11 protein-coding genes are annotated in these 16305 nt (G+C 44.8%); 2 read left to right on the top strand and 9 right to left on the bottom strand.

Features of this window, described 5'->3' with window-relative positions:
- Positions 1 to 265: 265 nt before the first annotated feature.
- From FN815_RS12650 to FN815_RS12635, 4 genes are all read right to left on the bottom strand, one after another.
- Positions 266 to 1360, bottom strand: a complete 1095-nt coding sequence (locus FN815_RS12650) for a DUF6588 family protein (protein WP_142455011.1) — start codon at positions 1358 to 1360, stop codon at positions 266 to 268.
- 89 nt (positions 1361 to 1449) lie between these two features.
- A complete protein-coding gene (gene rsgA / locus FN815_RS12645) occupies positions 1450 to 2358 on the bottom strand; it encodes a ribosome small subunit-dependent GTPase A (RefSeq protein ID WP_142455010.1) in 909 nt (302 codons plus the stop codon).
- 70 nt (positions 2359 to 2428) lie between these two features.
- Positions 2429 to 3697, bottom strand: a complete 1269-nt coding sequence (gene glgC / locus FN815_RS12640) for a glucose-1-phosphate adenylyltransferase (RefSeq protein ID WP_142455009.1) — start codon at positions 3695 to 3697, stop codon at positions 2429 to 2431.
- A 31-nt stretch (positions 3698 to 3728) separates the two neighbouring features.
- Positions 3729 to 4934: an NAD(P)/FAD-dependent oxidoreductase gene (locus FN815_RS12635; RefSeq protein ID WP_185957290.1), complete on the bottom strand. Its 1206-nt coding sequence runs from the start codon at positions 4932 to 4934 to the stop codon at positions 3729 to 3731.
- A gap of 153 nt (positions 4935 to 5087) precedes the next feature.
- Here FN815_RS12635 and FN815_RS12630 point away from each other — a divergent pair, with 153 nt between their 5' ends.
- On the top strand, positions 5088 to 6293 hold the full coding sequence (locus FN815_RS12630; RefSeq protein WP_142455007.1) for a 6-phosphofructokinase: 1206 nt from the start codon (positions 5088 to 5090) through the stop codon (positions 6291 to 6293).
- A gap of 142 nt (positions 6294 to 6435) precedes the next feature.
- On the opposite strand, the gene FN815_RS18925 is transcribed toward FN815_RS12630, so the two are convergent.
- The 5 genes from FN815_RS18925 to FN815_RS12605 form a co-directional block, all read right to left on the bottom strand.
- Entirely contained in the window at positions 6436 to 8748 is a 2313-nt protein-coding gene (locus tag FN815_RS18925; protein ID WP_185957289.1) for a glucuronyl esterase domain-containing protein, read from the bottom strand.
- A gap of 497 nt (positions 8749 to 9245) precedes the next feature.
- Positions 9246 to 10478, bottom strand: coding sequence for a BNR-4 repeat-containing protein (locus tag FN815_RS12620; protein ID WP_221930319.1), 1233 nt, complete (start codon positions 10476 to 10478; stop codon positions 9246 to 9248).
- 386 nt (positions 10479 to 10864) lie between these two features.
- Positions 10865 to 11296 carry an energy transducer TonB gene (locus tag FN815_RS12615; protein ID WP_142455005.1) on the bottom strand — a complete coding sequence of 144 codons (432 nt, stop codon included), beginning with the start codon at positions 11294 to 11296 and terminating at the stop codon, positions 10865 to 10867.
- A 44-nt stretch (positions 11297 to 11340) separates the two neighbouring features.
- The gene (locus tag FN815_RS12610; RefSeq protein ID WP_142455004.1) at positions 11341 to 11775 is read right to left on the bottom strand and encodes a hypothetical protein; all 435 of its coding nucleotides are present in this window, start codon (positions 11773 to 11775) and stop codon (positions 11341 to 11343) included.
- Position 11776: 1 nt separating this feature from the next.
- Complete coding sequence (locus tag FN815_RS12605; RefSeq protein WP_142455003.1) at positions 11777 to 12544, bottom strand: hypothetical protein; 768 nt, start codon at positions 12542 to 12544, stop codon at positions 11777 to 11779.
- Between the two features lie 257 nt (positions 12545 to 12801).
- On the opposite strand from FN815_RS12605, the gene FN815_RS12600 reads away from it, so the two are divergent.
- Positions 12802 to 16116, top strand: a complete 3315-nt coding sequence (locus FN815_RS12600; protein WP_185957287.1) for a glycosyl hydrolase 115 family protein — start codon at positions 12802 to 12804, stop codon at positions 16114 to 16116.
- The last annotated feature ends 189 nt before the right edge of the window (positions 16117 to 16305 follow it).

The following is a 16305-nucleotide window of genomic DNA, read 5'->3' as shown; positions in this document are numbered from 1 at the left end:
CATGGGGTCATTCAGAAGCTACCGCTGAAGAACCTTAGCCAAGAAATGATTGCCAACCAACCAGTGGCAATAGCGCATGAGCCACTGGAAATATAGTTCAGGAAATTGGTTGAAGATGCTCCGCAAAATGCAAGGTCCATCGGGGGTACCCTCTGGATGACCGAGATGGTGGAGCGACCGGGACTTTCAGTCCCCAACCAAACCCCTGCACTTTCAGTGCAGGGTGGTTTAGTTCATGCAATTGAGCGCTTTTTGGGATCTAAGCCTATCTGAAACTAATACCTACTCCTGCATTAGCGGTAAAATAATCAGCTAAAGTTACTTCTCCATAAAAGGCAAAAAGGCCCAGATTAAGGCTAAAGCCTCCCAGCATATGTACATTGCTCTCACTATCAATGCCAAAAGAGACGGGATCGGTAAGCACATTGTAGAATGTCTGTCCGGCTACATCGGTGTTTACCGGATAATCTCCGGATATCTCAAGATCGAAGGAAGCTTTTTGATAACCAACGCCGCCATAAACGGAAATGAAGGGCAGTGATTTACCAACCAAAGCATTAAATACAAATGCATTGGTAGTAGTGGTTAGCTGTTGATCATCAAAATCAGGGTTTGGATTTTCTACAAGTGAGGGATCGTTTGGATTTCTTATGCCTTCTGGATCCAGAGTCAGGTCTCCATCAATATCTATACGATTAAATCCTGCCATAACGGATACATCAACCGGCCAAAAGTCACCACCAGGTAGCCATTGATTCAGGTTATGCTTTACCGCACCACCGAGTACCCCAAAACTTCCGTAATCACCAATTTCGGTTTGAGGGAAAAACCGTACGGCCAAAGAAGTACCTTTAAGTAAACCGATACTGGCTTGTACGATGGGAGCAGGAATAGCAGAAACCCCACTTCCGGCCGGCATGTTGAATTCTCCCAATTTTCGGTTTTGGTTGTTTCTGTTTTCATAAATCTCCAGTAAAGGACCTTGCTTGTCATTACCTGCAATGGTTGGGGTTACAGGATCTTCGCCATCGGCTACAACTATCTTGTTCAAATCAAGCTCAGAGATATCAAATTTCTGTGCAGAGCCTGGAACAAGAGCAACCGAAGGACGAATTTGTAAGCTGAATCCAAGGGTATTTTTAGCAGTAGCAGATTCATTCCATCCCGCATTCAAACCAGTACCGAAGCCGGTAGGAAAAGGCTTGAGATAGGCTTTTGTAAGGATGGTAGCATCTTCAGCTCCAGCACGCAGGAATGCTCCAATGTTATTGACCTGAGCATGAAGAGAAGTAGACGTGGTGATCAGAACAGCGGTTAAAGTACACCACAGGGTTATGTGTTTTTTTATAGCAGTAAACATGGGTTCTCCTTGATATTTGTTATATGACAAGTGAATATGTGTAATATTTAGGAGAAGTACAGCCCTGTAGTGGCAAGAGCAAAAATAATTTACAGGGATTCGAGCATATTCAGATACGAGTGATAGCGGCTGGCAGCAATTTCCCCATTTTCGAAGGCTTCGGCTACCCCGCATTTTGGCTCATGATGGTGGGTGCAGTTATGAAATTTGCAGTGCTGCCTTGGTTCAAGCATTTCAGGGAAGTAAAGGGACAATTCCCATGGCTCAATATCAACCAGGCCAAATTCCCGGATCCCCGGGGTGTCGGCAATGTAACCGCCTATTTCAAGTGGAATGAGCCGGGCAAAGGTGGTGGTATGCTTGCCTTTGTTGGAGTAGTCTGATACGGCTGCTACCTTAAAATCCCATGCAGGATCAATGGTATTGATTAAACTGGTTTTACCTACACCAGATGGCCCGATAAATGCCGAGGTTTTATCTGTAAGAAATTCCTTGAGTTCTTCAACCGAAGCTTCATCGTGTATGCTGGTGGTGATGATAGAGTATCCAAGATCCTGGTACAAGTCGGTAAGCTCCTCGGCAAAGGCAATGCCGCCGCTTTTGGCCAGGTCCATCTTGTTGATGATGATCAAAGGGGGTACTTCATAAGCTTCACAGGTTACCAGGAAACGGTCGATAAAGCCTTCTTTGAGTTTTGGCTTTTTTATGGATTGAACCACGCAGGCTGCATCCAGGTTGGATACCAGGATTTGTTCGCCGCGTTTGCCATGGGTGGCTTGCCGCGTAATATAGTTTTTGCGCTCATGAATGTGTTCAATGGAGCCGGTACCATCTTCGTTCATAGATAGATCAACCCAGTCACCCACAGCTATAGGATTGGTTACCTGTTGCTCCTTAAGCCGGAAACGGCCCGGAAGGCGAGATTCTATGATTTTTTCTTCACCGGTATCTACGTGATACCAGCTGCCGGTAGATTGTATGACGCGTCCTTTGATCATGCGCCAAAAATACGGAAGCTCAGCGTATTAACAAGTAAATAATTGGAATTAGCTGGTTTAATAGCCCTTATCATTCGATCTGATGAATCTGCTGCCCAAGCATTTCCGGTTCCACCAGGGTTACCCCTTCCGGGCTGAGGTCGTAATCACGTGCATCGGCTTCCGGGTCTTCGCCTATGACGGTTCCTTGTGGAACGCGACACTCTTTATCAATAATGGCATTTTTGATGCGGCAGTTGGGGCCAATAACTACGTTTGGCAGCAGGATGGAGTTATCAACTGTCGAGTGTTCTTCAACACGTACATTGTTGGATAGCACTGAGTGTGTGACCGAGGCACCTGATATGATGCAGCCTTCTGCTACAATAGAGTCTACGGCTTTTCCCTGCCGGTCGGGATCATTAAAAACAAATTTTGCCGGTGGGTAATTATTTGCTGCGGTTCGGATAGGCCAGTCTGCATCGTACAGGTTTAATTCTGGAGATACCCCAATTAGGTCCATGCTAGCTTTCCAATAGGCGTCAACAGTACCTACATCTTTCCAATAAAGACTTTGGTTTTGCTGAAAATCGAAAAAGGGAAAGGCATATACCCGATGATCATTAATGAGTGAGGGGATGATGTTTCTGCCAAAATCGTGATCGGATTGAATGTCCTTGGCATCCTTGTAGAGAACTTCTTTGAGAAAATCAGTATTAAATACGTAAATGCCCATTGAAGCCAGGGCATAGTCAGGGTGATGGGGGCTTGTGGAAGGGGCTTCTGGTTTTTCATTGAAAGCTGTAACCCGGTACTTTTGATTGGTTTCCATCACTCCAAAACGTGAGGCTTCATTTATAGGAACATAAGTAGATGCTATGGTAAGTTCAGCTTCATTCTGAGTGTGAAAGGCTAACAAACTGCGATAGTCCATTTTATAAATATGATCACCGGCAAGGATAAGCACGTAGCTTGGACGATGGTAATAAATCAGGTCCATATTCTGGTAGATGGCATTGGCTGTTCCGCTATACCAATCATCGCCTTGCCTTTGTTGAGCGGGTACGCATTCAATAAATTCCCCGAGTTCAGCATGGAACAGTTCCCAGCCTCGCATCACATGCCGGATCAGGGATTGTGACTTATATTGGGTAAGAATTCCAATTTTGCGTATCTCGGAGTTCACGCAATTGGACAGAACGAAATCGATAATGCGGTACTTTCCGCCAAATGGAACAGCAGGTTTTACTCTCCAGTCTGTTAGTTCTTTAAGCCGGACGCCTCTGCCGCCTGCAAGGATAAGCGCAATAGTCTTTTTAATATCACTTGCGATATTTTCATAGGACAAAGACGGTTTCATTATGCATGATGGTAAAAATGTGTTGGTATTATCAAGGGATGGTGCTCAAATATTCTTCGGTAAATGAAGCTTCTATATACCGTTTAAGGGTCATATTGGCCCATTTTTCCTGAGAGCCTTTTTCAATGAGATGTAAGGTGTCCTTACCAGGCCGCTCTTCTCCGAAAATCATACGGCTCAGGTGATCCATATCAAACTGGCATTGTTGATACAGTTCTTCAGTGGTAAGTTTATGTCGTACGCCTCCCTGTATATCAGCAGCAATGTTTAAAGCAGCGGTTCGTGCCATTAATTCCGACATCTTTTGAGTACGGGGTACACCCAATCCTATAGGAGTTTCGTGAGCTTGTGGGATAGAAACCGATGCCCCTGCAGCATAAACATTAGGATATTTGGGGTGATAGAATTCATCGGTTACTTTTATCAATCCATGCTCATCTGCCAGTTTTCTGGTAGTACGGACCGCATCAACCCCTATAAACTGCGGGATAATCATGGTGAAATCAGAAGGTAGGTGTTCTCCATTTTCGAGCACCACTTCAGAAGGTTTGACCTGATGGATTTCAGTATTTATGTGGCAGTTAACGCCAAGCATTTCAAAAAGATGCCGGCAGTTGTCCGGATCGTGACCCAGACCGCCAATTCCAAAATGGCTCAGATAAGGTTCCGGGGTGATAAAGTGAACCGTAAGGTCATCCAATAAATGGTTTTTATCGAGATGATACAGAGTGTTAAGTAAGAACTCGTATGCGGCAAAAAAGTAACCGGCCCATTGGGCGGCTCCAATCACCATAGAACCCGGATTCATTAAAAATTTCTTCCATGCCTTACGGGTTTCTTTGGCATGAGAGAGGTCGCTTATAGACCAGGAGTTCTTGCCGGGTTTCAGTCCCTTTATACTTTCATAACGTGGGCGTGCCCCGGTGGCAATAAGCAGATAATCATAAGAGATATCTTTTTTGGGGGTATAGATAAGCTGGTCTTCGAGGTCAAAGCCATACACATTGGTTTTGATAAAACGGATATTTAATTCGTCGTAAATAGGCCGGGCATCAAAAGAAATGTCATCTGTATTGCGATATCCGAAAGGATACCATACGAAGGAAGGCAAAAAAACGAAATCCGGTTTTCGGTCAATGACGATGATTTCGTGATTACCGGAAAGTTGTTTCGCTAAGCGCACTGCTGCTGTATATCCCGCAAAGCTAGAACCGATGATGGCTATTCGCTTTTTCATAAATCCCCCTGTTTGTGGTAGATAAGGTATACTGATTAATACCATCCATTTTTGAAGATATTATGAAGTAGAGAGAGGTTGGTACGTGCATTTTCATCATTGCTTCACATTACAATGGTATGGTGGATGAAAACAAGGTTTAACGGAGCAATTATGGCAAGAAAAAAATCGTATAAAGGGACTATAGGAATTTTAACGGGAGGAGGAGATGTGCCGGGACTGAATCCGGCAATTCGTGGAGTAACCATTCGTGCGCTTCGGGAAGGATATAAAGTGATTGGCTTCCGCCGTGGCTGGGCAGGTTTAATTGATATAGTCCGGGATAAGAAACACGATAACAGCCGTAATTTCCTGGAATTAACCGAGGATATTGTAAACAAGGCAGGGCGTACCGGCGGGACTTTTTTGCACACCTCACGAACACGCCCCAGCCATGTGAGAAAAGAGGAAGTACCTGAATTCTTAAAAGAAGATTACCAAGAAGAGGTAAACGACCTAACCCCGGAAGTACTTAAGAATCTGGAATGGGTGGGAATCGATTATCTGATACCTATTGGCGGAGATGATACCCTGAGCTATGGGGTGCACCTATACAGTCATGGGGTAAAAGTGATTGCTATCCCTAAAACAATGGATAACGACGTACCCGGTACTGATTACTGTATTGGTTTTAGTACCTGTGTTACCCGGACCATACAGCATGCAAACAACCTGCGGACTTCAGCTGGTTCACACGAACGGTTTTTGGTGATGGAGGTTTTTGGACGCTATGCAGGCTTTACAGCCATGTTGCCAACTATGGCCGGTGCTGCAAACCGCTGCGTGATTCCCGAATACCAATTTGAGATGGAGAATTTGGCAGAACTAATGAGCTATGATCGTAAGAAAAACCCCAGCAATTATTCCATGTTGTTAGTTTCGGAAGGGGCCATGTTTGATGGCGGCGAGATGATCTTCCAGGATGCCACTACAGATGCTTACGGGCACAAGAAGCTGGGCGGAATCGGAGACCTGATATCGGAAGAACTAAAACGGCTTTCGCCTAAATTCAACAACGGGAAGAAGGTGAATATTATCAACCAAAAACTGGGATACCTGGTGCGGGGTGGTGATCCTGATGCGATAGATTCCATTGTCCCAATGGCCTATGGAAACCTGGCACTGGATCTGATTTTGCAAAACATTCATGGTCGGCTGGTAGTGCTTAAAAATGGTCGCTACGACAACGTTCCGGTGGATATCGTTACCAGTAAAAAGAAAGTGGTAAATGTGGGAAGACATTATAACACAGACCGTTTGCGGCCTTTCTACAAAAGCTTCGAAATGCAACCGCTGTTTATTATGACCAGCGAATATTGATTCTTAAAGAAACGGAAGAATGAATGGCTTGGCTTAGTACCCAAGGAACCACCATCATTCGAACCGAGACCTCAAAAACAAACCCCGGCGGCAAACCGGGGTTTGTTATTCTTGGAAAGTAAGAGAGGGCTTTAATTACTTTCTATTTCATCAAAATCATTTTGTTGGTGAGGATGTTATCACCGGCATCTAATCGGTAGATGTAAATACCGGAAGCCAGGTTTTGTGCGTCAAAGGTAACGGTATGGAAACCGGCGCTGCGAGCTTCGTTCACCAGTTCATCCACTTTCTGTCCCGCGATATTAAAAACCTCCAGTTTTACGTGTGAGGCGGTTGCCAGCCCAAAGCGTATTTGGGTGGTAGGATTAAAAGGATTGGGATAATTCTGGCTGATGCTAAAGCCGGAAGGAACATTCATTTCTTCTTCGTTGCTCACAGCGGTGAGGGCTTGTGCGGTGGTGTAATGAGAGCTTTCCATACCAACGTATGCTTTTATACGATACGAATACGAAAGTAGATCGCCGGAAACGCTCCTGTCTTCATAGCTTCTGCTATTCGCTTCCAGGGAATCAATCACTGTAAAAGAACCATCTTCGCCAATTTTTCTCTCGATGATGTATCCTTCTTCCACATCAGAATTATCGCTCCATCGAAGGCTGATTTCGGTAGGGTTGGTGTGGGCAATCTGGAGGTCGTCAGGGGGCAGAATGAATACAAAAGACTGTACCTCACTCCAGGGACCTTCACCGCTGATATTACTTGCACGCACACGCCAAAAGTATTTAGTGCCTTCTGATGTACCAAAAATGGTACGGACAGTGTCGGAAGTGGATGAGGTTTTTAAGCCTGTTTCAAAATTGGCATCTTCAGCCACGTGAATTTCATAGCGGTTAGCATAGAGCACTCTTTTCCAGTTAAAATTGATGTAATCACTGCGGGAAGGAGAGGGAATTTCGGAGATCAACTGAGCTTTGCCAGGGATGGGAACATCGGTCACAAAACTCCAGGGCTCACTCCATGGACCGAGAATATTTTCATTATTGCGAACTTGTACTCGCCAGTAATATTCCTTTCCTTTTTGCAGTCCGCTTACGGCATACAGGCTGTCGGCAGTTGAATCGCTGGCAATAAGGTCAGTAAAGCCAGAGTTGGCCGAAAGCTGAAAATAATAGGTTTCTGCATCTGCTACCTGATTCCACCTAAAGGTGAGGCTGGAATCCATTTTTTCTCCCTTGTTATCAGGATACTGTAATGGAGCGGTTTCCAGGAAGGAAGTACCATCACCCAGAGCGGGAGTTTCCCATGGGGTCCAGGGATCAATGTCTACGTCATATGGGGTTTCTGCAACGTCGGTATCAACAGACTCATCACCCATCAAAAAACGATCTACAAAAGCTTCCACTCTTGTTCGCTTTTCCGGGGTAAGCTGACAGTGGGAATGCCCGCCCATGTTGTAATAACCAAAACGATCGGGGACTCCAAGCGCATCATACACTTTTTGGGTAGCCATACTTGCTGCCGTGCCCGACTCATCTGCTAACCAAGTCCAGCCGTCATTACCAGTAACAAAAAGGGCGCGCGGGGCTACCATAGCCATAAGCTCGTGATGGTCGAATGGCAGTTTGTTTACATCATTTCCAAAGTTTCTAATAAAATCAGACTTGAACCAAGCTGAATTAGTTGCCCCTAATTGTTCAACACCTTCCATGGTCTCTGAGTAACGCCATGAAGTATAACCGCCACCGCCTGATTCTATAGAAATAGTTAGTGCAATGCGTTCATCCAATGCACCGGAAAAAAGAGCCATCTTTCCGGCAAAAGAACAACCGGTTACCCCCATGTAATCCAGATCAATATTGAGATCTTCCTTAACCAGTTCCAGTCCGTCAATCAATCGGCTAACGCCCCAGGGCCATGCTGCATAGGCTCCCATATTGGTGAGCTCGGGATAAAGCTCATTAATGGGCTCGGAACCGCGACTTTGTGTATGAGCCATTACCTGACCGAAGTTAAAAGGAATCTGTGCTATATCACGGCTGGTAAAAATATCTCCGGGGAGGCTACCCGAAGGTAATATAATATTTGAAGTCAATGTGAGTGTTTCACCATTTACGGTTACCTGTACGGTGAGAACGCCATCGGCATAGCTGGCTTCAATGCTATCGGGGCGGCTGGGTTTTTGGCCAATCTCATAGGCCTGTAATTCTTGTCCAATTTCATGCCGGCGATATTTCCAGTCAGATTTATTTTGAATCACACCCCGGCCATCCGACCATTCAAAGGGATTGGGAAAATGATCTATACGGGATAAATCCCTGAATTCCGGCAATGCAGGAGTAGGACAATCCTCACAAGTGTTTTCCTTGTCATAAACAAAGGGCAATTGTTGCGCAAAAGATTGGGCGAAAAGTAAAATTTGAATCCCGAGGGCAAGAAAGATGGTTAGGCTCTTCATAAGTGGTTATAAGATTATTTTGATGATATTGTAGCTGCTCTAATCTATAAAAAATTCAGAATAAACAAAGGAATAAAAGGGCTTTTTTGGCTCTTATTTTGCGCTATTTGTCCCTTTTTTGCGCAAATAATTGTAAAAGAGTTGTTCACTTTGCATTGGGAGAGGAGTGATGAAATTTACCAACTATTGTAAGGGAGGCTTTTTTAATCAGGATGGGATAGGTTTAAAAAAATACCCCCGGTCTTATACGGGGGTAGATAGCAGTGTTAAATTGAATGGGGTGAATAAAGCTGGACTAAAAGATTATTTAACGTGAGTTCGAGAGAAGAATGATGTAAAAATAGCCTTGTCATCGTCCCGATAAATCGGGAACGAAGCGATCTCCCGTACAAAGCTCAGAGGCATTATCCGGGAGATTGCGAGGTATTTGCTCCCCTTCGGTCGCTTCCCGAAGCATCGGGACTCGCAATAACGAGTTTTATATCGAACTGACGTTATTAATCAACAAGCCCCATGATTTTCATGTCATAATTTGTGTAGGTGGTATATCGTCCGCGCAGCCATAATACAACGTGTTGCTGCTTGCCGCGGGGCACAAAAGGCCGGATGTTATCTTCAGTGGCATCAGGGGTGATTGTAGTCCAGGACCAGTTATCGCCTTCATCTTCCGTTACGCCGCGGTAAAGCTGATAGTGATCTGTAGTATCACCGGTTTCAGGGTGTAGATCGGATGAAGTATAAACGATATTAGGATCGGCTGGATCAAGTACAATGCCACCGGCGTAATGATTTTCGCCATCGTAAAGATGGGTGCCGGCATAAGCTATTTCCTGCTCATTCCAAGTTTTATCAGCTTCATTCCATCTGGCATAGTGATAGCGTAAGTCATTTCCGATAGTACTATCTCTTGCAGTCACAAACACAGCTACAGGCTGACCATCGGTTCCATATTCGAGATCCCAAACCCAGGCACGACCTTTGTCCTGGGCATTATAAATAAGTGTGCCTTCATCTACATTCATAGGTGGAGTGTTTTCTCCGGGAAGGTCTTGTATTTCTTCACCATCACTTTTGTAGAGTTTACCATCCTGATAGTAGGCGTGATATATATTTGTTTTAGCATCCCTGGGATGAGCCTGCGTAAAAAGCATATCAATTCGGTTTTGCCCATTGGAAGCATACTTCATGTAGGGACGAGTCCAACCGCCACCGGATGAAATGAAATGTTGCTCCTCACTCCAGCTATGACCTTCATCATCGGAAGTCATAAAGTTTGGATCAAAATTGTAGCCACGGAAAAAGTTATACAAAAGCCCGTCTTCAGCAGGAAGTTGAAATAAATTGGTGTAGGTAATGCTGGCAGATAGCTCTTTCGTTTTTTGCTCATCCGACCAGGTTGGTTCACGCGAGTCATTAAAGCTGGCAAAACGCCAGTACCAATAAGGCTGGGTATGATGGGCTGCATAAGTGGCTAGTACAGAACCGTTGTTCAATTCCATAAAGGCGGGGTTGTTATGATCATCTATTTCCTTGAAAGAGCCTAACTGAATAGAATTAATGGTGCTGCCCGACTCCAGGTTATATACCGTGGCGCTGGAATAACCGGCTGTATCTACATAGCCAACATACAACAGCGAATCGATTACGATGGCACGCTCATCATTAAACCAAGTCCAGGCACCATGCTCTGCCAGGACTTTTATTTGGGGTTGATCATTTTGGTGGGGCACAGACTGGGTGCATCCTGCGATAAGTAAAATCAAAAAAGTAAAGAAAAACCCTTGTAGAGCGAACTTGTGTGTGTGCATCAGATAGTGGGTATATATTCATCATAAATAAAAAGTATACTGCATGTTATCGATATCATCAACCTGAAATGATAACTATAACTAAATGTTTTGTTTGAGGGCAGACTGTTCGAATTCTTCCAGCAAATACCAATAAAGTTGGTTTTAATAGTCGTTGTAAGCACAGAAAAGGGCGGTACTGAAATTAGGTAAATCTGCAATGGTAGTAGAGTTGAACCACGGAAGGAGCAGATTTATGGATTACACTGACTATTCCGAAGTTAGTCTGTATTATCAGTGTAATCTGTGAAATCCACTGATCTGTAGATTTATTCGAATTTAAAAGAAAAGGCAAATACCGACTTTACGGGTTCACCGTCTAAGGTAGCAGGGGTGAACTTGAGTTTCTTCACGGCATCAACCCCGGTTTCTTCACAGGCTTCCTCAACGGGCTTATGAACATGGACTGCCATCACGGTACCCTCCTCGTCAATGATTGCTTGTAGTACCAGTCTGCGGTACCCTTTGCAAGGTGTTTTGCTTAAGCGACTTAAAATGTATTGCCTTGCTATTCTGAAGCCCAACTCTGGTTCAGGAAATTCTTCTGGTACGGAATAGACATCGGTATAGCCATATTCATTTTCCCACAATGTACCTGCCGGAGGAAAGGAGGGTTTAGAGGGCACACAGCCTGCAAATATAAATAAAGCAAAAAATAGCAGTATGGATGTAACTTGATTAGGATATAAATTTAACTTCATTGTATGTATTTAATAAATAAGACCAAATCCTCGATTTTCAAGCTTTAGCCTGTCTCTTCTTTTTGTTTGTTCCCGAAAAAATACCCGATAGCAATCCCCACCAATCCCTGTAAGGGGCCCATATAAATATGAGACTGACTCATGGTACCAAGCCTCGGAAAGCTAAATAGGGAGGGGATGATAATATGCAGGCTCACAATCAGCAAATAAAATACAGATAGCCAAAGGGTAAGCCGGTAAAGAAATTTTTTCACGGATTCGGTCTCAAATACACCTCCCGAAAGATCGGAGAAAAGCACCCCGTAAATGAGTAGCATCGTGGGCATAATAGTAGGCAGCAGCCAGTTCCAGGCTTCCTCGGAACGGTCTCCATAAGCGCCCATCAATGTTTGTAAAAGTAGCAGCCCAAAGAGCAGGGCAAAACCTATGGTCCATGCTGCCGCTAATCGGTGTATGGCTTTTCGTTTAGATATAAGCATGTCAGTTACCTCCCTGGGTGTTTTCCATCAAGGAGGACCAAAGCATAGACTTTTCCATATGAACACGAGCAGGTAGCCCGCCATCTGCTTGCATACGCTGTATCGGTTTTTCATCTGGTGTTTTCTGAACAAATTCATAGATATAAACCGTACAGAAATAGGCCTTATTAGTTGATGCAAATAATTCATTTCCTACTTCTTCAGGCAAAAAACCGGCACCTTCGGTAGTCCAGTCAGAGGCAGTTTCTTGGTTTACCAAAGAGTCTGTTTGTCCGATGTAATTGGGAGTCACAAAAAAGACCATTACACGGAAATATCCGGTGTTAGGACCAAGTAAGGATTCGAGGATACTACTTAGCGACCAGTCACGAGATGGAGTGACTTTTACAGCCCAGCGATCGGGTTCAGGCATAGGGTTCCCATTTTTATCGGTCTGTTCCCACTGAGAAGCTAGTACAAAACCATCCGTAATTTCGGAACCATACCGGGGCAGGTAAAAACTCCGGTCACCAAAGCGGGCTTCATCCAATGCTGCCATAAGCCGTCTGGCTACATCATCTAAGGTAGTAGTAGAATCATCAGCCAAAAAAATACTATTGTCGATAATAGTTTTTGAAGAAGGCTCCGGCGGAGGCATGTTAAAAGTTGGATAATTCTGCAATGCAGAAGGAGGTGGTTCGGCTTCGGTCTCCGGCGATTTTTCAGAAGAGCAGGAAGCAAGCAAGAGCATTGCAAAAGAAATCAGCAGTAAAAATATAATTGTACGCATGTATAACCCCGTATATTGAATCTTAAGAGATAGTAGTACATTAGACCCATTAATTCAATATGAGTGTTTTCAAACCGAATCGAATAAACTAACGAGTTAGAGCTTTAGGTGACATGTTTTATAACGACTAAAGTTTCTATCGGGCTAATCCGAATAATTCATTTCATCCATTCATTGTATTTGTTACACTCCAGCTTAAAGGAATAAAATTCAACCTGATGCATCACAAGAAAATTATCGCTCTATTATTATTTGCTTTGACATGGTATATCCAACCGGCCTTAGCCCAGTTTATCATTGCGGATGAAGATGAAGCTGCATCTATCGTTTATGATATTCAAAATACAGCATTGGACTCCATCACAGCTTGTTTATTAGCAAAGGATATTGAGGCTGTAAGCGGTCATCGTCCAGAAATTTACACCACTTTGGAAGGGGTGAAGGGAAATGTAATTGTGCTTGGTGATATCACATCTGACTTGATTAAAGGTCATTTCGATACGGCTCGGTTATCGGGGAAATGGGAAACCTATGAACGAGTATTTGAAAGCAAGCCAGCTGGAAATATCGATCAGGCTATGTTTATTGTGGGGAGTGATCCGCGAGGGATGGCTTACGGGGTATTTGATCTTTCGGAGGAAATAGGAGTGTCGCCCTGGTACTGGTGGGCAGATGTGCCAGTACAGAAGCAGAACCAATTGTCGGTTGAGACTAAAAATGTACATTCACACTCTCCTTCCGTAAAGTATAGGGGCATTTTTCTAAATGATGAAGGATGGGGCCTGGAGCCCTGGGCATCCAAGACTTTCGAAACTTCGGTTGGAAACATAGGATCTAAAACCTATGCAAAAATATTTGAGCTGCTGCTCCGCTTAAAAGCCAATATGCTGTGGCCGGCGATGCACCCGAATACCGTGCCTTTTTTCCAGGTTCCAGGGAATCCTGAGATGGCAAAGAAATGGGAGATTGCGGTGGGCAGTTCACACGCCGAGGCCATGCTTCGTAATAACGTGGGCGAATGGGATCATGAAACCATGGGGGACTTCAACTATCAAACCAACAGGTCTACCGTGTATGATTACTGGGAGCAGCGCGTGAAGGGAAGCCGGGGTTTGGATGCCATCTACACCGTTGGGATGCGTGGTGTACATGACAGTGGCATGGAAGGTGCCGATTCCATGGAGGAGAAAGTAAGTGCATTGGAAAAAGTTATTTCTGATCAGCGGGAAATGCTTAAAAATCATATCAATGAAGATGTAGCTGAAATTCCTCAGTCTTTTACTCCCTACAAAGAAGTGCTGGAAATCTACGAAAGCGGCATGGACGTTCCGGAGGATGTTACCATCACCTGGCCGGATGATAATTTTGGGCATATCAGACGGTTCTCGAATGAAGCTGAGCAGCTAAGGGAAGGAGGAGCCGGAGTGTACTATCATCTTTCATACCTGGGTTCTCCGCATCCGTATTTGTTGTTTTCTTCTATTTCTCCGGCCAAGGTTTGGCGTGAGATGAAACGAGCTTGGCTTCAGAACATGGATGAGCTATGGGTAGGCAATGTGGGCGACCTGAAACGCCGGGAGTGGGAAATGGAATTCTTTCTGGGTTTGGCCTGGAACATCAATTCATGGGATCCTGATAACATAGCTGATTATTATGAGAAAGTTGCTTCCCGTGATATCTCAGCGGACCATGCCGAACAGATATCGGAAATAATGTGGGAATATCGTCGGCTTTCTAATGAACGGAAACCGGAACATATGGGCTTCAATAACCCACAGTGGGCAGGTTGGCCTCCCATCAAAGACCCGAAGTTCAGCTTGTGGCACTACAATGATGAGGTGGAAAGAAGGCTGCAAGACTATCAAAACCTGCGAGCCAGGGCCACCAAGATTGCGAAAGAGATTCCAGAGGCTACTGCCGATTCCTATTTTGAACTGGTTTACTTTCCGGTTGCCGGGGCAGCAGCACTGAATGAGAAAATACTGTATGCCTACAAAAGCAGGGAATACGCCAAACAGGGGAGGGCTTCAGCTAATCAATATAGCGATTCAGCTTTTGCCGCCTACAAAGAGCTTCAGAATTTAACTCATCGTTACAACCAAGAGATTGCAGGGGGCAAATGGGAGCATATCGTGGATGAAAGTCCGGGATATGAAAAAGGCTCATCGGTATTTCTTGAACCGATTACCACTCGCATTAAAACCGATAATGTATCCGGTGTGGGCATTGCGATTGAGGGGCAACGCAATCCGTTACAACCACTGACAGGTAATCTTCCCGATGCGCATACTGATGAATCAAGCATCAAGCTGGATATTTCAGAGGCCAAAACTTTTGGAGAACTGAAGTCGGGGACCGATGCTGAAGGAAGCTTTGTGAGCTGGCCGGATATCGGTGAGAATCGCTTAATTCCTGGTCCTGGAAATTATGATACGATCCCTTATGAGGTGGATAGTCCCACAAAAGCCGTATTTGAATTTAACTTGGAAGAAGCCGGCGGCATTCACCAGCTATATCTGTCAGTTAATCATGGGAATGAGGACAGCGATTCATGGTGGGTAACCGTCAACGACCGGGCTCCCACGCTTGTTGAAGGTGGAGTCGGTAGCATCCAAAAACTCAGGGCTGAGGAATTTGTACTGAGAGAGGGGGATAACACCGTGATCATCCATCCCCGTGAAAGTGGAGCTAAACTCTATGGAATTGAATTTGTGCAGGAATCCCGTCAGATTACTCCAGCATATACCCACGAAAACCAGTTGCCAACCTTTAACCGGTTCACCCAAAACCAACATTTTATAGACATTTTTAGTCGCGGAGAAGAGACCGAAAAATGGTCAGCGGAAGCCAGTGATTCATGGATTGAACTGAGTGAGAAGGGTGGCATACTCAACGGGAATTCACACCGCATCTGGGTAAGCGTGAATTATGATGAAGCTCCTACTGGCGAAGATATTGAAGGCTATGTTGAAATTAGTAGCGGAGATTTTCTTTATCGGGTAGAGCTCTCGGTTTACAATCCGGACCTGAATATTTCGGACTATGCCTTCGCAGAATCCAATGGTGTGATTTCGATACCGGCAAACCAGTATCATCAAAATAAGGAAGGCGAGACAGCAGCCTGGAAACCAGTGAAAGGATTGGGGCGCAGCGGTTCGGCCATGCTTATGGAACCGATGAAAGGATGGTATGTGGAAGACTTATCGCAAGTGAAGGAGCAATCCCCGGCACTGGAATATGAAATAGTGGTTACCCAGGGAGGCTCCGCGGAGGTACTCCTTGAAGCGGTTCCGGCCTTCCCCTTACAAAAGTCACAGCCTTTGCGATCGGCCATTAGTGTGGATGACGGCGCTCCTCAATGGATCAACTTCGAAATGAATGAAAATTGGAGTGAGCATGTGTTAGAAGACCGCATGACTGGAACCGGCCGTCTGGAGCTTGAACCCGGTACCTACCGGTTTAAAGTGTGGGGTACGGATCCTTCGGTCAATATTGACAGAATCATCATGGATTTTGGAGGCTTGAAACCTACCTACTTGGGCCCGTCTTCATCCAAAATGGACCTCGATTAAGCACTGGAGTGGTAAAAATCAGATGGTTTAAGTGTGTAGTGAAGAGTTGAGGTTGGAACGGTCTCAGCGTTCCATCACCCCGATAAGAACTTCGTAGGGTCTTATGAAGCAAACGAGTCAAAGAGGATCCTCTCTGAGTCGTTTAAGCAATATGTGATATAAGTTATGATCGCGATGATTAAATCTAAA

The organism is Gracilimonas mengyeensis (assembly GCF_900182705.1).
GTDB lineage: Bacteria > Bacteroidota > Rhodothermia > Balneolales > Balneolaceae > Gracilimonas > Gracilimonas mengyeensis.
Note: the sequence above shows the minus strand (reverse complement) of the source record. Positions and strands in the feature narration are given on the sequence as shown.